Source organism: Chitinophaga sp. Hz27, assembly GCF_042263525.1.
GTDB lineage: Bacteria > Bacteroidota > Bacteroidia > Chitinophagales > Chitinophagaceae > Chitinophaga.
This window is the reverse complement of record NZ_JBHKFJ010000006.1, coordinates 316,316-334,474: the sequence shown is the minus strand read 5'-3', so window position 1 is coordinate 334,474 and position 18,159 is coordinate 316,316. Positions and strand designations below refer to the sequence as shown.

Sequence of the window (18,159 nt, the reverse complement as noted above, 5' to 3'; positions counted from 1 at the left end):
TTAATTAGAATCTGAAATCCACACCAAATACGATGGTACGATAAATGGGCGCGTTCTGGTCTGTCTGGCCTTCAATACCTACTTCCGGATCAAAGGTCAGGCGATTATCTTTTACCCATGTGTATGGATTAGTGGCCCTGGCATATATTCTGGTAGAACTCATTTTCATCCGTTGCATTATGCTTGCAGGCAGGTCGTATGCCAGTGTGATATCACGTAAACGAATATACGTACCGTCATAAAGGAACCTATCGGAGCTACTTGGTGCAGTACCTTTATAAACCACCTTAGGCAACTTGCCTGTCTGGCCTTTGGCTGTCCAGCGATTATCGTAATAATAGCGGTTCAGCGCTGCCGTAGGGCCGAAGGTAGAGCCACCATCCGTATAGGTGCTGGTACCCCAGTTATCATAGATTTTATTGCCGAAGCTACCATACAGCTGGAAGCTGAAAGTAAAGCGTTTATACTCAAACGTGTTGGTCATGCCGGCTACGAATTTAGCGAGTGCTGAACCTTGTTTGAATCTGACAGCTTTCGTATAGTCGTTAGTGGTAGTCGTCCTGCTAGCGTCAGTATAAAACAGTGCTTCTCCATTATCAGGGTTGGCGCCTGCAAATCCTACCATATAGAATTGATAGTAATCGCCGCCTTGCTCTCTGATATAAGGGCTGCTCACCATCGTGCTTACCAGTTTGGTAATTTTGTTGTTCAGGGTGGAAAAAGTAGCTCTGGTATTCCAATTGAAACCACCTTTAGATTTGGAGGCGATATTGAAGGTATTCAGTTCTAATTCTATACCGCTATTGCGTACAGCGCCAACATTTTTGGTGATGCTGGTAATGCCGTTGGTAGCAGATACCGGCATATCAAGTAATAACGCGGAGGTAACGCGATTGTAGTATTCAACGGAACCCTGTATACGATCTTTTAAGATGCCGAAATCGAGGCCAATATTCAGTGGGCTGTTTTTTTCCCAGGTAAGGTTATTGTTGCCGTACTGTGTCAGGTAATAACCCGGGCTGTTATTATAGCTGGCAGTGTTGGTATACAAGCCTCTGGACGCGAAATCAGCGATACTTTGATTACCATTTTTACCATAGCTGGCACGCAGACGTAATTGAGAAATCAGGTCAACATCTTTCATAAAAGATTCCGACATCACATTCCAGGAGGCACCAACAGACCAGAAGTTACCAAACATTTTATCCTGTCCAAACCTGGAAGAACCATCTCTGCGCAGGGAGGCCGACAAGAAATATTTGGAATGATAATTATAGGTAACATTAGAGAACAACCCCGTCAAAGAGTTGCTGGTGGCGGTATTATAACCATCGCTCAATACTGCCGCATTACTCAGTGTAGTAGTATTAGGGATAAAATTTGATTTAGAAAGCCCCACATCTGAGGACTGCACGGACTGTGCTTCATAGCCGGCGAAAGCTTCGAAATGGTTGTAGCCCCAGTCGTGCATATAGCGCAGGATATTTGTGCTTACCAGACTAATGGCACGTTGGGTGCCATAATCTGCACTACCGCCATTTGAACGGGCAGTACCTATACCAGCTTTATTCCATGACAAATCTTCTCCGTATTCAAAATCAATACTGTTTTGGTTTTCAAATGTCAGCCCCGGTAAAATTTTATATTTCAGTCCGATATTTCCCAGGAGATCGTATCGGTCGCTCGGATGTTTGTTTTCTTTGGTAAAGGCCACCGGATTGTAGTTGTTGGAATAGCTCAGGTCATAGGAGCCATCGGGAAGGTATACACGCAGCCATGGTTCATATCTCTTGTAGGCCCTGACAGGATTGGCATTGCTACCATCATTGCTGACGCCATCCTGTTTGGTGACAGTAGCGAGAACGCCGGCTTGTAATGACAGTCGCTCTGTCGCTTGTGCATTAATCTTCGCATTGAAGTTATAGCGTTTGAAGGCGCTATTCAGCAACGGCGATTTAACATTATAGTATCCTCCAGAAAGAAAATAGGTAGTTTTTTCTGTACCGCCGCTGGCAGAGAGGTTGAATTGCTGGTATTGGCCTGTTCTTGTCAGTTCTTTGAACCAGTTGGTATTCACGGTGGTGTCGATGCCTTGTTTTACTAATTCAGGAACAAAGAGATTGATATCTTTCCCTGCATTCACCCAACTTTCGCGGTAGAGTTCCAGCTGTTCGGTAGTATTAAGCGGTTTATCATCCTTGGAGTTGATCACATTAGTGAAACCAGTTTGCGCGGTGGCAACAAAGCTGGTTTTACCCGCAGCTCCTTTTTTTGTGGTGATGATGATAACACCATTGGCTGCACGGGAACCATACAGCGAGGCCGCCGCAGCGTCTTTAAGCACCGTCATGCTGGCGATATCATTCGCATTGAAACTATTGAGGTCTACGCTGTTTAACGGTATCCCATCTACGACATATAACGGCGCACTTCCTGCATTGATGGAACCCACACCACGGATACGCACGTTGGGAGCAGATCCTGGCTGACCGGAACCCTGGGATACCACTACCCCACTCACATTTCCTTGAAGATTATCTTCTATCGTTGCTCTGGGAGAGCCTTCCAGCTGTTTGGTATTGAGCGTGCTAACAGAACCAGTAAAGGTGCCTTTACGCTGCGTGCCGTAGGCTACTACTACCACGTCATTCAGGCCGGAAATACTTTTGCCGAGTGTGACATTGAATTTCAGGGTCTCATTACCCACAGTAATAATTTTGGAATAGTTTTCATATCCAATAGAGCTGACTTCAAGCGTATAGGAACCATCTTTAATACCATTGAGTGTGAAGTTACCATCTGCATTGGTGATGGTGGCCTTTTGCGTGCCTTTCAGGCGTACAGTTGCTCCTATAACGGATTCGCCCTCGGGGCCAGTGATATGGCCTTGTATATCTACCTGGCCCAGTACTGCGTTGGTGAGGTTCTTGATAACAGCATTACCTGCTGGCGGCATCTTCTTAACAACAATGATGTTGCTGTTAACTTCAAAGGTAAGCCCTTGTGCGTTGAGGCATTCTGCCAGTACATCGGCAAACTCCTTATTATATGCCTGGATAGACACCGGATATGTTTTATCCAGGAGGGCTTTATCATAAACGAAAGCCAGGCCGGTTTGTTTTCGAATATCTTTGAAAATCGCTTGCAGTTTGATAGACGGAGAGGCGATCGTCACCTTCTGTGAATAGCCTTTTGCGCTTACGTGTATGGCCGCAATAAGGAGAAAAACAGCAGTCCATTTCATGATCATGAGCAGCTTTAGTGGTACAGGTAACGGCATGGCTTTGCCGTTTAAAAGTAGATTCATACTTTTGATTGGTTTTGGGTTTACGATAAAATGAGTCTAAGCAACTTTTATATCAGCCATTCCTGAAACTGTTGCCGGAAGTAGGTCCAATTACTTCCGGTTTTTTTCAGCAAGACTGAAGCACATTATTTTCTTACTACGATGGTGTTTCCTTCGATAGTAAAGTGTGCGGCTTCGGTAGCTTCCAATGCATATAGTATCTGATTTACGTTTTCTTTTCTGGATAAAGTGCCGCTGAAAGCGGTGGTTGGTAATGGTCCTTCGTATTTTATTTCTACATCATACCAGCGTGATAGTTGGCGCATAATGGCGATGATACTAACGCCATTGAATCTGAATTCCCCCTCCTTCCATGCAATCACTTCTTCTATAGAAGGATGCGAGCTAATTAAGTCTTTTGTTTTTTCATCGTAGGTTACTTGTTCGCCTGGTTGCAGCTGTTTTCGGCTATTGCCTGTTTGAACGGCAATACTTCCTTTTATAAGCGTAGTTTTCACTGGTCCTTCCTCTTCATAGGCCATTACGTCGAAACCTGTACCCAGTACCTGTATGGCGGTATTACCTGTTTTAACGATAAATGGTGTAGTCGATGGTGCCACATCGAAGTAGGCCTGCCCTGTGAGTTCTACCGTTCTGTGTTGGTTACTGAAAGTCACAGGGTACTTTAAGGAGGAAACGGCGTTTAGCCATACATGGCTGCCATCAGGCAGTACAACCTGAAACTGCGCCCCTCTGGGCGTGGTCAATGTATTAAATGATCGTTGATCGCCTGTGGCATTGGCATAGCTGATAACTGAGCTGTCCAGCTGAATTACCTGCACACCCGTTTTAATGACACTGTCACTGTTATGATTACCCAATTCGATGGTGCTGCCGTCGGCGAGCGTAAGTATGGCTTTGTCGGAACCTGGCCGGATGATATTACCGGCAATGGTAGACGCAGGCTTTCTTGTCAGCAGCGCCAGGGCAATACCAGCCGATAGAAACAGTACTACGGCAGCGGCCCAACGTAAATATTGAACTTTCTTTTTCTTTGGCAGATGCACGGGCAATATAGCGCGCATACGTGTTTGCATCCTGGTTGGGAAGTCGGCGGGCATGAAGGAAATGACATCTTCTCCATCCAGGGCATCATAATAAAGGTCCATCACCTCGCTCAACTCCTCCCTGGAGGCAGTAAGCAGCCAGGCCTCAAAAGCCTGCTGCTCCGATTCCTGCTGCTGCCCTTTCACTAACACCGGTATTAATTTTTTTACCTCTATTATGGTCATGACTTATATAGTCTTTATTAAAAGACGATCCCCAAAAAGGAAAGCACTGGTAGTGCGAATTATTTTTTAGTAGTGAAGAAAAAACAGGATGAGAAACAGCGCTCCACGCTGTTTCAGGAACAGCCGGATATCATCTTTGGCTTCGTATATGGACTGCTTTACCCTTGATTTTGAAATGTTCAGCAAATTGGCAATTTCATCTAAAGACATATCCTGCTCCATTCGCAGACGAAATATTTCCTGTTTTCTGGGCGACAGTTGGCTGATGGCCTGCTGGGCAAGCTGGCTATATTCTGAAAATTGTAATAATTCTTCTGTGGTGGCGCGGTGCTGCTCTTTAGACTGGCTATATTGTTCGTGAAGATTCACCTTAAACTGACCATGCTTCATACGGTCAATGAGCGCATTCCTTCCTGATCTTTTCAGGTATACATCCAGCGATCTGATAGTGATCAATAGCTCTTTTCTGTCCCAAAGCTTGAGAAACAAATCCTGGCATATGTCCATGATGTCTTCCTCCGGCAAGCTTGTAAAACGAAAAATATAATGATATAGTTTCGGAAGATAACGCGTATACAACATCTCGAAAGCCTGTGAATCGCCATCGGCAGATTGCTGCAGCAATATATGCTCCTGTAATTGGTCCGTCCCTTCAACTTTAAATAATCCTGTCTGACCCATTAAAACAGCAAGTTAATTTTGTTGTGTTGCCAAAATTATAAATAAAATTAGCATTCCATAGCATTTAGAGAGGTATTTGTATGCAACCCCTATGAATAGCCACTGACTTAGCGTGCATCAATAATCAGCTAGATAACTTTATATTTCAGACATGAGAATAATTCAAATATCAGTCGGAGTTTATTCTCCGTCTTCGATATTATCTTTTGTTTTAGGTACTACTATTGATGGCAGCGATTCTCCCATTGACGTTGCAACCTGGTAGTGCGACCAGTTTTCAATTTCCTCATCACCATAGATAATCATACGTACGGCTATATCTTTGGTATCCATATCACCTACATACATTTTTTGATGATCTGGCACGTTTTCATAGCTTGTTTTGAGTAGTGCTTTGTTCGCAGCTGTAGGGTTATCCAGGTATTGCTGGTAGGCATTTATGCAGATATCCAAGGTGGTGGGTTCATTTCTGAGCTTCCTTGCAGCGTCTTGTATCTCCAGCAGTATTTCGGCTATTTCCGTAGTGTAATGCGCCTCTCCAATGATAAAACTTCCGAGGCCATGAATCATCACTTTAGTACCTGAAGGGATTTCTGATTGGATGATTCCTTTATCTATCAATGCTTCAAACTCCTGGAAGCTAATATCTACGGGTGTTTCCAATCTAGTCAAGGTAATGGTATTGTCTGGAAATACAATTGTTTTTGCCAGATACCAGCTATCATTTGCCCTGTAAAATACATTCATGCTGTCTCCCGATATTCTTTCTTCAAATGGATCAGGAGGAATGTTCGACTTTGTTTTGTATATCGTCCCTTGACCAGACTCCCCAATGGTAACGCCGTTGACTACACGTGGTTTATATTGGTAGATATTCTCCAGATTTGGGTTTAATTCCTTTATTAAGGACAACACATAATCGATAAATGTTTCCTGCGTATAGCACCAGTTACCGTTCGAAATTGTCCAGCATCCCAAACCATATATGGAGATCTGATCCCCTTCAGGAATACTTAAAGATACCCATCCCCTTTTGACGTCGTTCTTGAAATGTTCCAGGTCTTCAAAATTCCAGCATTGCACTCTGCCATCAGCATATACATCCAGGTCGGTAAAATAATAGCTTGCATTATGTATAATAGCAGGTATGGAAAAGCCTTCTATCAGTTGTTTTCTATATATTCTTGTTGGGTTACTCATCTTCCAGTATATTAAAAAAAATAATACATCCGTTGCCGAATGTATTATTTTTCTGTTTCTGTCGCAAGTAAATTCACGTTCTTCCTCAGCTAGTGCCTGATTTAGTTAGCAAGAAAATCCAGTACCAGTTGATTAAATTCTTCTTTCTTTTCAATATTAGAAAGATGAACTGCGGCAAGTAGTGCCAGCTTGGAAGCTGGTATGGTGGCTGCCAATAGCTCACTATGTTCAGGAATAGTAACGGTATCATTTATTCCACCGATGATAAGTGTTGGTTGCTGTATCAGTGCAACAGTTTTGCGTAAGTCACCATCTCGTACAGCGGCAAAGGAACCTGCCAGGCCCTGTTGTGGCATCCTTTTAATTTCATCGGAAAATTCGGCGATCAGTTCAGGTTGTGAAGCAATGATGTCTTTAGGAAACCAGTTATTGATAAACATTTCTGCAAAGCCTGCCATGTCGGCGCCGGCGCGCAAAGCTTTGATATTGTTATTAAAGCCTGTCTGTGGCCCAAGATAAGAGGAGGTATTGGCTAAGATCAATTTATCTATCCTTTCCGGAAAATTAATCGCGAGGTATTGACCTATAAAGCCGCCCAGGGAGAGTCCCAGGAAATGTACCTTTTCTATATGCAGAAAATCAAGCAATTCGATTACATCTCCTGCAAACCTGTTGATGGAATAATCTCCTGCCGGCGCGTCAGAAGCACCGTTGCCCCTGGTATCAAATCTCAATACCCTGAAATTTTCTGTAAACACAGGGATCTGTACATCCCACATATGATAACTGGTGGCAATTGAATTTGCCAGTACCAGTACTGGTTTATTGTTTTCTCCGTCAATACGATAAGCAATCTTAACGCCGTCTTCTGTTGTAAAGTATTGTTCTATTGTTGTTGTCATGATTTGTATGTTTTTAATTGATGATGACAAAATTAGCTACTACGGCCAAGCAAGAAAAGGTATAAAACAAGGTTTCTTAAGTACTTTTCTTGGTGTGCTGCCTGGAATAGTACAAAGTACCCCTTTTATAGCTTTTTGCAGAAAAAAACAGACAGACTTGTCTGTTCATTTTATAATCCCTACCTTTGTCCCATAAAAGCAAAAACATGAATGCTCCCAGGGAAAGGATATTGCATACCGCCACCACACTCTTTCATCAGCAAGGGTTTAACAGCACGGGGATCAATCAGATAATTGCGGAGGCCAATGTAGCCAAAGCTAGTTTTTACCAGCACTTCAAGTCAAAAGATGAATTATGTGTGGCATTTTTGGACACCCGCCATGAATACTGGTTTGCAGCACTTACCGCTTATATTACCACGGCTAAAAACACCAAAAAGAAAGTATTGGCGGCCTTCGACTTTATCATCTACATGAATGAAAAAGAAAACTTCAGAGGTTGCAGTTTCTTAAATATATTATCAGAGATTTCAAAAGACCAGGATCAGATACTGGCGGTTATCCAGGCGCATAAACAAGACCTGAGAAACTTCTTCCAACAAATGATTAACAACAAGCTTTTGGCAGCACATATATACTTGCTGTTTGAGAGCTCCATTATTGAAAGCCAGTTGTTTAAATCTAACGACCTCGTAGAAAAATCAAAAGAAATTTTACAAAAACTATTTTAATTCTTCCGCAGTATGCAACAGAAACATCCGCTGCCACCTTTCACCTTAGAAACGGCCAGGCAAAAAATCCAGATGGCAGAAGATGCCTGGAACAGCAAAGATCCCCAGAAAGTATCCCTCGCTTATACCGTGGATAGCGAATGGAGGAACCGGCATTTGTTTATTAACGGCCGCGAAGAAATAGTAAAATTCCTTACTGCCAAATGGGAGAACGAATTGGATTATAAGCTGAAAAAAGAATATTGGTCGCACCACGATAACAGGATCGCGGTGCGATTCGAATATGAATACAGAAACCAGTCTGGCCAATGGTTCCGGGCTTATGGCAACGAAAACTGGGAGTTTGATGAAAATGGATTAATGGCGAAAAGGTATGCGAGTATTAATGATCTGGAAATTAAGGAAGAAGACAGATATCTATAATAAGATGCATTGGGGACAAATCCTGCCCCCAATGCATTGCCACTATGCCTTGTCGTAATGCAGCTGCACAATATTGTCTCCTATCTCCTTACTCGACACTAATTTAAATCTGGTAGCCAGCTCATTATCTGCGCCTAACACCCCACCGTTGCCTACAATAACCGGGTGGATATTAAAATAGATATCGGTTACCAGGTCATTGTCGAGAAACGCATTATAAGTGATGGTACCACCACCTACGGCAATTTCCTGATATCCTTTTGCAGTCAGGTAGCTAATCGCTTCTTCGTGGCTGCCTACAACGTGAACCCCTGTGTCAGGGATACTGGAACCAGCTATCAGCAGGAGTTCTATACCTGGAAAAGCTGCTTTCACATTTCCAATCACCTGTTGCAACATTTCAAATGTTTTCTTACCAAGTACCAGGTTGCCCGCCCTGGCAGCTACTTCCATAAAAATACCCATGGCCGTCTGCGGCGCCTGATACCGGATATTTTCCGATAATAATACCTTTCCGTTTGCTGCAATATTCGCTATTAATGATACACGCATTGTAACTGTTTTATTTCGAAGCAAAGCTATTTACTCTTTATTTTCCCGTCACTATCACTTACCTTCAGGAAAGTAATAAATTATACCTACGATGACATTGGTACGACGTTGCGAAAAAAATGAAAGCAGGGAAAGATCACTTGCATTAAGTGATGCGATAGAATTGCTGGGAGGCAAGTGGAAATTATGCATACTACAGAACCTATCCTTTTACGGTGAAATGCGCTTTAAAGACTTGCAAGAGGTAATGCTGAATATCTCCCCGAAAGTGCTCACCAAAGAATTGCAACAGCTGGAAGAGAATTTCCTCGTCACGAGAACTGTCAATAATACCAAGCCTATCACCGTTTCTTATGCCCTCACGGAGCATGCCTACGAAACAAGGGATGTCTTCAACGCCTTGCTGGCATTTGGGGCAAAACACAGAAGCCTGATCAAAAACAATGGAGTTCAAAGTGCAGACGCTTTATCCTATCACGTTTAGATAAGATACTATCAAATTCATTCAACGGCGTGGCTTAAGTTAGTTGTATCAACAACCTCTTATGCATATACGAAAATCATTGCTGACCATTTTAGGCCTGCTCAGTCTGGCAACAGGACTGCAGGCACAATCCAAACGCTATAATGTATTGGTACTATTTACCGACGACCAGCGTTTTAGCACCATTCATGCACTGAACAATCCTGATATCATTACACCTAATATGGACCAGCTGCTACATGCGGGCACCTGCTTCACTCAGGCGCATATCATGGGCTCTTTAGGCGGCGCTGTTTGTGCGCCAAGTCGGGCCATGCTACTCACCAGCAAATCCGTATTTCATGTTCATCAGGATGGTGGCCTGATCCCTGCTACTGATAGCACTTTTCCTGAATATTTCCGTGCCAACGGCTACCAAACCTTCGAAACCGGCAAGTGGCACAGCGATTATGCCTCCTTCAACAGATCCTTTGGCAGCGGAGAAAATATTTTCTTCGGTGGCATGCATACCGAAAAAGATGGTGGCCACATCTCCCCTATGCTAACACATTATGATAGTACTGGCGCCTATAAGCAACGCTTTCACGGTGAAAAATTCTCTTCCGTGATGTATGCAGATGCAGCGATACAGTACCTGCAACAGCAGCATACCGCGCCATTCCTCATGTACGTTGCTTTTACTGCGCCACATGATCCACGCACGCCACCAGCAGAATATCTTAATAAATACGATATCGCTAAAATATCGCTGCCAGCCAATTTTTTGGCAAAGCATCCTTTTGATAACGGAGAAATGACGGTAAGGGATGAAGTACTACTCGGCTCCCCACGTAATCGCGACAGCGTAAAAATGGAGATAGCGAAATACTACGCCATGATCACAGAAGTGGATCATGAAATTGGACGCGTCATAACAGCACTGCGGAAAAGTGGTCAGCTGGAAAATACCATCATCATCTTTGCCGGTGATAACGGCCTTGCCGTTGGTCAGCATGGGCTGTTAGGCAAACAAAATCTCTACGATCATTCCATGCGGGTACCTTTGATCATGGCGGGTCCTGGCATCCCGGCAAACAAACGTGTGGACGCCTATTGCTATCTCACAGACGTTTTCCCGACACTCTGCGAAATGAACCACCTACCCATTCCTAAAAGCGTAGAAGGACAATCACTCACCAAAGCCTTTAGCAGTAATAGTTTCAAAGGAAGAAATGTATTGTTTACCACTTACGCTAATTTGCAACGCGCCATTACCATCGATAGTATGAAGTATATTTTATATAATGTGAATGGAGAACATCCGGAGCAATTATTCGACTTACATAAAGATCCTTTGGAAATGCATAACCTTGCAAATGAGCCTCGCTATAAACAACAGGTGCTCACTATGCGCCAGCAATTGTATAAGGAGATGGCTTTCTACAACGACTTCTGCAATCCTTCTAAGCCAGGATGGGGTTATCCGCAAAAACTAAAATGGACAGATGCGCTGAAGATTAATCCGTAAATATATTGGTTATAATTAAGCAAAAAGACCTGCGCCAGGCGCAGGTCTTTTCTATTTATTTGTAAAGTGGAACCAATTAAAGTCGGCATAGCCATCAATACCTTCCGGGATTTTGCTATAATTAAATAGTGCAAATCTGTTTGCCGTCCAATCCAGCCCCAGCTGCATCTTCAGGTCATTTCCAATTGCATAAAACTCTTTTCCATCAAGGCTGTAGTAGAATTTTGCGATAAAATCTCTATCGGTCACCCTTGATCTGATCCAAATCTTTTCTGCCTTAATATCATCTATACTTTCAATTATTTTTTCATCATTACACATGATGATGCTTCGCTTATTATCTTTCATTTCTACTGCCACATATGCATATGGGAACTGAAAAATACCAAAGCCGGCAACATTGCCGTTCTTAAGTCCTTTGAGTGTTATTTCAACTGTACCTTCACAACCTGGCCCTTGGACACGCTGCGTAAGCGTATTCCTCGCCACTTTCAGCGAATCAGCCCTAGAGGCTTTTAAACGCAGGTAACCTGCATGCTCCGTCAGCGACCATTTCGCATTATCGGGGTTATGGTTCCATTGCCATTGAAGGCCTAATTTTTTTTGATTAAACTCATCTGAGGTAGCAGGGCTCATCTTTTTAAATACTTTGCCCACATTAGGTTTGGCATAGGTGATTACATCTTTTTTACCGTCACCTAACATCGGCCAGCCATCTACCCATTTTACTGGCACAAGATTCGGTACCCTGCCAATCGGGCCACGGTCCTGCATAATGATAAACCACCAGTCTCCATTCTTCAGCTGCACCATTCCTCCCTGATGTAAACCATTTGGAGGATAAGAACTATCATCATGAAGTATGACCTTATACTCATAAGGGCCATAGATGCTGTCGGACCGCAAACAAACCTGCCAGCCTTCCGTACCACCAGCAGGACAAGTGATATAGTATTTACCATTGATTTTATACATATGAGAGCCTTCCATGCCGAATCCACCATCTATAGTATCCGCATTTTTAAAACCTCTCTCCCATATTTTTATATCTGGGCCAATGGCAGATTTAACATCTTTGTTCAGCTCAGTGATATAGAGTTTCTTTTGTCCATGTACCACATATACCTTACCGTTATCGTCAAAAAACAAGCCTGGATCGTAGAAGAAATTAGGGAAGATGGTACGCTCCCAGGGGCCATTTACAGTTGTTGCTGTACAAATTGAAAAATTTCCTTTATCTCTGCCCCAGCCATTAGGTGTACAGAATCCTACATAGAATTTTCCATTGTTATAACGGATTGTATTTGCCCAGGAGCCATTGAGATATAAGGTACCTCCATTCATATCAAATTTGGGATCTTCCGTATAATGATCAATGGCATAGCCAGCAATTTCCCAGTTGACAAGGTCTTGCGACCTTGCAATTGGACTACCAGGCACATAGTGCATGCTCGTAGAAATCAGGTAGAAATAATCGCCAACCCTGATAACATCCGGATCTGGCCAATCGCCCCACATCAAGGGATTGGTGAAAGTGCCATTGCCATTGTCTGGCGACCAGACATTAGTTTCCTGGGCTTTTAATTGCATAGTGCAGGTAAAAATGAAGATGAGTAAGCAGCAGATTTTATACTTACTGTTTTGCCGGATGTTTAGTAATCCTGTTTTTTTCATGTGGAAGTATGCTTTCATTTTCAAACGCGGTATGGCATTGAATGGGAAGGGCTCCACCTATTGGACGCCCGTCCTCCTTTACCGGCTGATGTTCACTGTTTAAAGCATACAAGTTAATAATTTAATTCAGGTATTTCCGTTATCGTACAATAATTTTATACTTCAGGTAGATAGCAATACATTATTTACATTTACTCCTCAACCCTTTCTCAGCAACGGTTGCGTACTACAACGAAAAGAGCCGCCAAAGCTCCTGCTGATGCGGAAATCAACATATGCTACGTGTATGCCGTACGCGGCCACCTGTTCACCTATATAAGAAAAAGCCGGATCAGTGATATATACTTCCGGAGAAACAGGCAATCCGTTAGTAGCAAGGCTGGTAGCGGCTTCCATGTCTACATGTATTTTCTTCCAATCATTGAATATCGCAGGAGGCCCGTCCACAAAGGCATCATCACAAATCACCATGAGCCCATTGCGGATAAGTCCGAGGGCGCAATCCAGGTGAAGTATAGTAGGTACTAATCGTACCATTTCTACTTTATAGCCAAACTTCCCCATGAACTTCTTCAGCCATTCTGCGCCGGCAACATTAGAGGCTAGGCCTGAATTGCCCACCAGGATGGTATCTCCCAGTACGATGACATCTCCGCCTTCCAGGAAAGGGCCTTCGCCCAGTGTCAGGTCATCTGGTAAGGCCACCGCCGGCTGCGGTGTGGCAACATAAAAGCAGTCTTGCGGATATACTTCTTCCTGCATGATACTACGTACTGGCAAAACTTCTCTTCTGCGATGTAGAAACCGCATGGACCCTTCTATAACGCAGTTGCCAATAGTAAAAAATGGATCGCGCACAAAAAAATTAGCATAACCATCATCGCCAGCAGCATGCTTCTCTGCGGGTGTCAGCTTCCTTGGACGCAGCACGGTAACGCCATATTTTTCCAGTACCTGCTTCAATTCTGTACGCTCCTGCTCCCACCGCTGCTGCTTCTCCGGGTGAGCTTCCCTGAAATCCTTTCCACGATGTTCTTCTATATCTGCAATAGATGCCTCCTGCAAAAAACGCAGGTCATCTTCCTTTATCTTCCTGGCATAACCAAACTCCGATTGGGCCAGCACTACTTTTTTCAACGTCGCATACTCGTTTTCTACGTAAATCATACCTGCATTTTTTACTTATTACAACAGAAACTCCTGAAATGTTTACCGGGCCTGCATGTAGTGGTTCAAAAGCAAAAGCCTGCTGAAATATTTCCAGCAGGCTTTCCTATCATTACGTATAGTCGTTATTGTTATTTCACCTCTATTTTCATCAACGCTGCGGCTTCTGTATCCTCATACTTCGCAATCAAAGCCGAGAGCTGTTTTTTAAGCTGTGCTGTTATTGCCTCATAGCCTTTCTTGCCATACAGGTTATTCATCTCCGACTTATCTGTATCCAAATCAAACAACTCCCATCCTTCTACTCTTTCATAATACCGTATCAGTTTATAGCGCTGTGTTTTGATTCCAAATTGCGGAGATACCTGATGAACCGTATTTTCATAGTAATGATAATACATCGCATCTCTTCCCTTCTGCTTTGTATGTTTCAGCAATGGCAGCATAGACTCGCCCTGCATATCTGACGGAATTTTTACGCCAGCGGCTTCCAGCACCGTAGGGGCAATATCCAGGTTCATTACAAAGTCCTTGTTGACAGTTCCTGGCTTTAAGACTCCCGGATAACGCATCAGCATAGGCGTTCTGAACGATTCTTCATACATCCAGCGTTTATCAAACCAGCCATGTTCTCCGAGATAGAAGCCCTGGTCAGACAGATAAATGACGATCGTATTTTTCGTTAGCTGGTGCTTGTCGAGGTAGTCGAGGGTGCGGTTGATGTTACGGTCCAATGCGGCTGCTGTGCTGAGGTAATCACGCATGTAGCGCTGGTATTTCCATTCTGTAAGGCTATTACCAGAGAGGTGCTGTGCTTGCAGATCCTTTTGGATTGCTTTGTAATAGGCATCGAAGCGCGCTCTTTGTGCAGGGTCCATGCGATTGATGTTGCCATCTTTGTTTTCTTCTTCATCAGATTCAAACATTTTCAGGTCGTAACCCATAGTCATCGTTTTGGCGATGGTCATATCCTGTACAGCAGCGGCTTTTCTGCCGTTATAGTCGTCATAGAAGTTAGATGGCAGTGGAAACTGGATATGATCATATCTTCCGAGATCGGTGGTATCGGGGAGCCATTCGCGGTGGGTGGCTTTATGACCGATAACCAGGCAAAAAGGTTTTGTGGTATCACGCTTATCCAGCCAGTTTTCTGCAAGGTCTTCTATGATATTGGTAGCATAGCCACGGAGCCTCGTTTTAGAGCTGTCCATTTGCAGAAAATCAGGATTGTAATATTGTCCTTGTCCCGGCAATATTTCCCAGAAGCTGAAACCTTGCGGCTTTGTTTCCAGGTGCCACTTACCTATCCAGGCGGTTTGATAGCCACTTTTGGTCAGTTCTTTAATGAAAGAGTTCTGAGAGCCATCGAAGCGGGAATGGTCGTTATCTTTAAATCCGTTTTTATGAGAATATTTTCCGGTCAGTATCACCGCCCTGCTTGGCCCGCAAATAGAATTGGTGACATAGGCACGATCGAAACGGGTGCCCTCATTGGCGATTCTGTCGATGCCCGGCGTTTTGACCAGTTTATTGCCATACGCACTGATGGCCTGGTACGCGTGATCATCCGAAACGATAATGATCACATTGGGTCTTTGCTGTGCCCATACAGTGGAGGAAACTGCCAGGGAAAATATCACAGTCATCCAATTTCGTAGTCTCATTGTTTACTGTTTTATTGGCCGAAAAATAGGGTCTTTTTTTATATTCTGCAAGCAATATAAGCTCCTGGCAATTATGCCAGGAGCTTATGCTCAAAACAGTAACATTAAGATTAGTTTTTTGTAAACTCCGCGGCAGTAATCACCTGTGCATAGAGTCCGCCAAGGGCGGTCATCCCAGCCAGATAGGCTTCTTGCACGGTGGCTGCAGCCACCGTATTACCATAGAGTTCCCGGTCGCGGGTAGCGCAGGCATTTCCAATAACGGTTGTCGTAAAGCCAGCATCCATAGCGGCTCTAACGGTAGCGTCTACACATACATCTGTCATCATACCACAGATAACCAGCGTGGATACCTCGTTAGCACGTAGGTATTCCAGCAATTGGGTTTCTCTGAAACTATTTGGATAATGTTTAATGATAACCGCTTCACTGGCTGCTGGCCTCACCAGTGGATGAATAGCGGCGCCGTTGGTATCGGGCAGAAAGAAATCGGCCCCTTCGTTGATGGCAATGTGCTGTATATGCACCACCGGCATCTGCCTGGACCTTGCAGCGGCCAATACGCGGCTGGCCTGTTCCGCAGCAGGCATAGGATTCACCAGTGTATGGGCGCCACCATCAAAATAATCGTTCTGTACATCAATGATCAGGAGTGCTGTTTTCATAAAATCTATTTTATGACTGCAAATTATCTCCCCTGATCTCCCTAAAAATTGAACTAGTTCAAAAAACCGTTCTACTTACGGGAAAGACGTTTCCTAATCTTACTTAAAAATTCGTGCGATATGCCAAGATAGGCCGCCAGCTGCTGCTGCGTCAGGCGTTGCTCCAACGCAGGATATTTTTCAATAAATTCCAGGTAACGCATCTCGGCGCTTTTCCCCAAAGAGGAAATCACCCTTCGCTGAAAAGTCACCAGCGACTTCTGGTTCATAATACGAAACATCTTCTCCACTTTGGGCAAGACCTCATACAGCTTGTCTTTATCAGCTTTATTGATCGCCATCACCTCACAATCCTCCAGCGCTTCTATATTCAGAATGGATGGCTGCTGATTGATAAAACTGTCTATATCCGTTGCCCACCACGTTTCTGCAGCGAAATACAGGATCTGCGCATCTCCCTTTTCATCGCGATAGTATATACGAAAACAACCTTTGGTAACAAAAGCCTCATACTTACAAATCTCTCCTTCCCTTAGCAGGAAAGCCTTACGGCTGATCTTCTTAGGGTGAAAATCCGTGATAAACAACTCAAATTCTTCCGCAGAGAGCTGAATATATTTTGCAACGTGCTGTCTTAGTAATGCTATGTCCGTCATGTGTAACAATCACTATCCGGCTAAATTATGACTTTTCATATATCCAACCAGCAAAGGTATTTCTCCAAAGATATTTTTACGTAATTTGATCTCCCTATAAATTAAAAAATATGATGGCAGCGGAGATGATATCCTTTAAGAACAGCCTAAAGCAGCTAGGACAACGCATTATAGAAGAGCGTATTGCAGTAGCGCAAGCTGCTATTGATAATGCACAGGAAGCGGCCAACAACGAAAGCAAGAGCTCTGCCGGCGACAAATACGAAACCAGCAGGGCCATGGGCCACCTGGAAAAAGATATGTATGCCCGGCAACAGGCAGAAAACATGAAAGAGCTGGCACTGTTGAAATCTGTAAAGACAGACATTTCCTATACTTCCGCGCAAACCGGCGCACTGGTACAATGCGAACAACAATATTTCTTCATTGCCGCCGGATTAGGCAAGCAGCTGGTTGACGATCAACAGGTATTTTTTCTCTCGCCATTATCTCCATTGGCTAAACTGTTATTCAATAAAAAAGCAGGTGATCGTTTTCTGTTTAACAAGCAGGAGGTAGTAATCCTACATGTCTATTGAGCAGCTAAAGTATCATATTTATATTTTTGAAATCTTAGATAGGATTCCTAATTTCATAAACGTAATTTACTTTTATGAAAACCATCACTATAATAACACTACTGAACATCATCTGGTCATCATCCTGTTTTTCACAAACGATAAAGGGCACCTATGCGATCGCCAATGTTGAAACGGGTATATATCTCCGCATCAAGGATGCCGACACCCAAAACGGAACATCCATTGTAGCTTATTCTCCTGTTAACTGGAAATGCGTTACCTGGGATTTTAAACAGGTAGATAACAATGCATATCAGCTGACGAATTTATATTCTGGTAAAACATTTCAGCCTGCCAACCTTACTCCTGTGGCTGGCAGCCAGCTGGAAGAACAGCCAGTTAATGCAAATCAGGAAACCCAGCAATATGAATTCCTTTCTGCTGGTAATGCACAATATTTAATTCGGCTTAAGGGAACGGATTTATATATCACCCCTGCTGATAATAAAGGACGCATAAATGCGCCGGTTAAACTTGCTAATAAAATTCCCGGTAATCTGCAACACTGGACGTTGAAAGCCCAACATCCAGACATGTAATCACTTTCATAAAAGATTTGGGGGCCGACGGTATCAACCAACGGTTGCTATCTACATAATCGGCCCAATGTGTCAACAGATTGGTGAATTTGTCCAGGCGGCCTACAATAGGAACT

General features: G+C 43.6%; 17 protein-coding genes. 6 read left to right on the top strand and 11 right to left on the bottom strand.

Annotated features, from left to right (window positions below):
- Positions 1–4 precede the first annotated feature (4 nt).
- From ACE38W_RS16345 to ACE38W_RS16325, 5 genes are all read right to left on the bottom strand, one after another.
- Entirely contained in the window at positions 5–3,307 is a 3,303-nt protein-coding gene (locus ACE38W_RS16345; protein ID WP_375832322.1) for a TonB-dependent receptor, read from the bottom strand.
- A gap of 125 nt (positions 3,308–3,432) precedes the next feature.
- On the bottom strand, positions 3,433–4,578 hold the full coding sequence (locus ACE38W_RS16340) for a FecR family protein (protein WP_375832321.1): 1,146 nt from the start codon (positions 4,576–4,578) through the stop codon (positions 3,433–3,435).
- Between the two features lie 66 nt (positions 4,579–4,644).
- Positions 4,645–5,259 carry an RNA polymerase sigma factor gene (locus tag ACE38W_RS16335; protein ID WP_375832320.1) on the bottom strand — a complete coding sequence of 205 codons (615 nt, stop codon included), beginning with the start codon at positions 5,257–5,259 and terminating at the stop codon, positions 4,645–4,647.
- A gap of 180 nt (positions 5,260–5,439) precedes the next feature.
- Positions 5,440–6,459, bottom strand: a complete 1,020-nt coding sequence (locus tag ACE38W_RS16330) for a hypothetical protein (protein WP_375832319.1) — start codon at positions 6,457–6,459, stop codon at positions 5,440–5,442.
- 101 nt (positions 6,460–6,560) lie between these two features.
- Complete coding sequence (locus ACE38W_RS16325) at positions 6,561–7,361, bottom strand: alpha/beta fold hydrolase (protein WP_375832318.1); 801 nt, start codon at positions 7,359–7,361, stop codon at positions 6,561–6,563.
- A gap of 206 nt (positions 7,362–7,567) precedes the next feature.
- On the opposite strand from ACE38W_RS16325, the gene ACE38W_RS16320 reads away from it, so the two are divergent.
- Both ACE38W_RS16320 and ACE38W_RS16315 read left to right on the top strand, forming a co-directional pair.
- Positions 7,568–8,092 carry a TetR/AcrR family transcriptional regulator gene (locus ACE38W_RS16320; protein ID WP_375832317.1) on the top strand — a complete coding sequence of 175 codons (525 nt, stop codon included), beginning with the start codon at positions 7,568–7,570 and terminating at the stop codon, positions 8,090–8,092.
- Between the two features lie 12 nt (positions 8,093–8,104).
- Positions 8,105–8,515 carry a DUF1348 family protein gene (locus ACE38W_RS16315; RefSeq protein WP_375832316.1) on the top strand — a complete coding sequence of 137 codons (411 nt, stop codon included), beginning with the start codon at positions 8,105–8,107 and terminating at the stop codon, positions 8,513–8,515.
- A 42-nt stretch (positions 8,516–8,557) separates the two neighbouring features.
- Here the strand turns inward: ACE38W_RS16315 and ACE38W_RS16310 are convergent, their stop codons facing one another.
- A complete protein-coding gene (locus ACE38W_RS16310; protein ID WP_375832315.1) occupies positions 8,558–9,067 on the bottom strand; it encodes a dihydrofolate reductase family protein in 510 nt (169 codons plus the stop codon).
- Between the two features lie 91 nt (positions 9,068–9,158).
- On the opposite strand from ACE38W_RS16310, the gene ACE38W_RS16305 reads away from it, so the two are divergent.
- Both ACE38W_RS16305 and ACE38W_RS16300 read left to right on the top strand, forming a co-directional pair.
- Complete coding sequence (locus ACE38W_RS16305) at positions 9,159–9,551, top strand: winged helix-turn-helix transcriptional regulator (RefSeq protein WP_375832314.1); 393 nt, start codon at positions 9,159–9,161, stop codon at positions 9,549–9,551.
- 61 nt (positions 9,552–9,612) lie between these two features.
- On the top strand, positions 9,613–11,058 hold the full coding sequence (locus ACE38W_RS16300; protein ID WP_375832313.1) for a sulfatase-like hydrolase/transferase: 1,446 nt from the start codon (positions 9,613–9,615) through the stop codon (positions 11,056–11,058).
- A gap of 51 nt (positions 11,059–11,109) precedes the next feature.
- Here ACE38W_RS16300 and ACE38W_RS16295 read toward each other — a convergent pair whose 3' ends face one another.
- The 5 genes from ACE38W_RS16295 to ACE38W_RS16275 all read right to left on the bottom strand — a co-directional run bounded on the left by ACE38W_RS16295 (position 11,110) and on the right by ACE38W_RS16275 (position 16,884).
- Entirely contained in the window at positions 11,110–12,732 is a 1,623-nt protein-coding gene (locus ACE38W_RS16295; protein WP_375832312.1) for a glycoside hydrolase 43 family protein, read from the bottom strand.
- A gap of 198 nt (positions 12,733–12,930) precedes the next feature.
- Positions 12,931–13,899 carry a dimethylarginine dimethylaminohydrolase family protein gene (locus ACE38W_RS16290; RefSeq protein WP_375832311.1) on the bottom strand — a complete coding sequence of 323 codons (969 nt, stop codon included), beginning with the start codon at positions 13,897–13,899 and terminating at the stop codon, positions 12,931–12,933.
- A gap of 131 nt (positions 13,900–14,030) precedes the next feature.
- Complete coding sequence (locus tag ACE38W_RS16285; RefSeq protein WP_375832310.1) at positions 14,031–15,563, bottom strand: sulfatase; 1,533 nt, start codon at positions 15,561–15,563, stop codon at positions 14,031–14,033.
- 110 nt (positions 15,564–15,673) lie between these two features.
- Complete coding sequence (locus ACE38W_RS16280) at positions 15,674–16,228, bottom strand: cysteine hydrolase family protein (RefSeq protein WP_375832309.1); 555 nt, start codon at positions 16,226–16,228, stop codon at positions 15,674–15,676.
- Between the two features lie 71 nt (positions 16,229–16,299).
- Positions 16,300–16,884 (bottom strand): Crp/Fnr family transcriptional regulator, encoded by a 585-nt coding sequence (locus ACE38W_RS16275; RefSeq protein ID WP_375832308.1) that lies wholly within the window; start codon positions 16,882–16,884, stop codon positions 16,300–16,302.
- A gap of 110 nt (positions 16,885–16,994) precedes the next feature.
- On the opposite strand from ACE38W_RS16275, the gene ACE38W_RS16270 reads away from it, so the two are divergent.
- Positions 16,995–17,462 (top strand): hypothetical protein, encoded by a 468-nt coding sequence (locus ACE38W_RS16270; RefSeq protein WP_375832307.1) that lies wholly within the window; start codon positions 16,995–16,997, stop codon positions 17,460–17,462.
- 74 nt (positions 17,463–17,536) lie between these two features.
- Complete coding sequence (locus ACE38W_RS16265) at positions 17,537–18,043, top strand: RICIN domain-containing protein (RefSeq protein WP_375832306.1); 507 nt, start codon at positions 17,537–17,539, stop codon at positions 18,041–18,043.
- Positions 18,044–18,159 lie beyond the last annotated feature (116 nt).

Coding starts and splice junctions, on each gene's coding strand:
- ACE38W_RS16345 (WP_375832322.1), bottom strand. CDS start 3,307: ATGAATCTACTTTTAAACGGCAAAGCCATGCCGTTACCTGTACCACTA.
- ACE38W_RS16340 (WP_375832321.1), bottom strand. CDS start 4,578: ATGACCATAATAGAGGTAAAAAAATTAATACCGGTGTTAGTGAAAGGG.
- ACE38W_RS16335 (WP_375832320.1), bottom strand. CDS start 5,259: ATGGGTCAGACAGGATTATTTAAAGTTGAAGGGACGGACCAATTACAG.
- ACE38W_RS16330 (WP_375832319.1), bottom strand. CDS start 6,459: ATGAGTAACCCAACAAGAATATATAGAAAACAACTGATAGAAGGCTTT.
- ACE38W_RS16325 (WP_375832318.1), bottom strand. CDS start 7,361: ATGACAACAACAATAGAACAATACTTTACAACAGAAGACGGCGTTAAG.
- ACE38W_RS16320 (WP_375832317.1), top strand. CDS start 7,568: ATGAATGCTCCCAGGGAAAGGATATTGCATACCGCCACCACACTCTTT.
- ACE38W_RS16315 (WP_375832316.1), top strand. CDS start 8,105: ATGCAACAGAAACATCCGCTGCCACCTTTCACCTTAGAAACGGCCAGG.
- ACE38W_RS16310 (WP_375832315.1), bottom strand. CDS start 9,067: ATGCGTGTATCATTAATAGCGAATATTGCAGCAAACGGAAAGGTATTA.
- ACE38W_RS16305 (WP_375832314.1), top strand. CDS start 9,159: ATGACATTGGTACGACGTTGCGAAAAAAATGAAAGCAGGGAAAGATCA.
- ACE38W_RS16300 (WP_375832313.1), top strand. CDS start 9,613: ATGCATATACGAAAATCATTGCTGACCATTTTAGGCCTGCTCAGTCTG.
- ACE38W_RS16295 (WP_375832312.1), bottom strand. CDS start 12,732: ATGAAAAAAACAGGATTACTAAACATCCGGCAAAACAGTAAGTATAAA.
- ACE38W_RS16290 (WP_375832311.1), bottom strand. CDS start 13,899: ATGATTTACGTAGAAAACGAGTATGCGACGTTGAAAAAAGTAGTGCTG.
- ACE38W_RS16285 (WP_375832310.1), bottom strand. CDS start 15,563: ATGAGACTACGAAATTGGATGACTGTGATATTTTCCCTGGCAGTTTCC.
- ACE38W_RS16280 (WP_375832309.1), bottom strand. CDS start 16,228: ATGAAAACAGCACTCCTGATCATTGATGTACAGAACGATTATTTTGAT.
- ACE38W_RS16275 (WP_375832308.1), bottom strand. CDS start 16,884: ATGACGGACATAGCATTACTAAGACAGCACGTTGCAAAATATATTCAG.
- ACE38W_RS16270 (WP_375832307.1), top strand. CDS start 16,995: ATGATGGCAGCGGAGATGATATCCTTTAAGAACAGCCTAAAGCAGCTA.
- ACE38W_RS16265 (WP_375832306.1), top strand. CDS start 17,537: ATGAAAACCATCACTATAATAACACTACTGAACATCATCTGGTCATCA.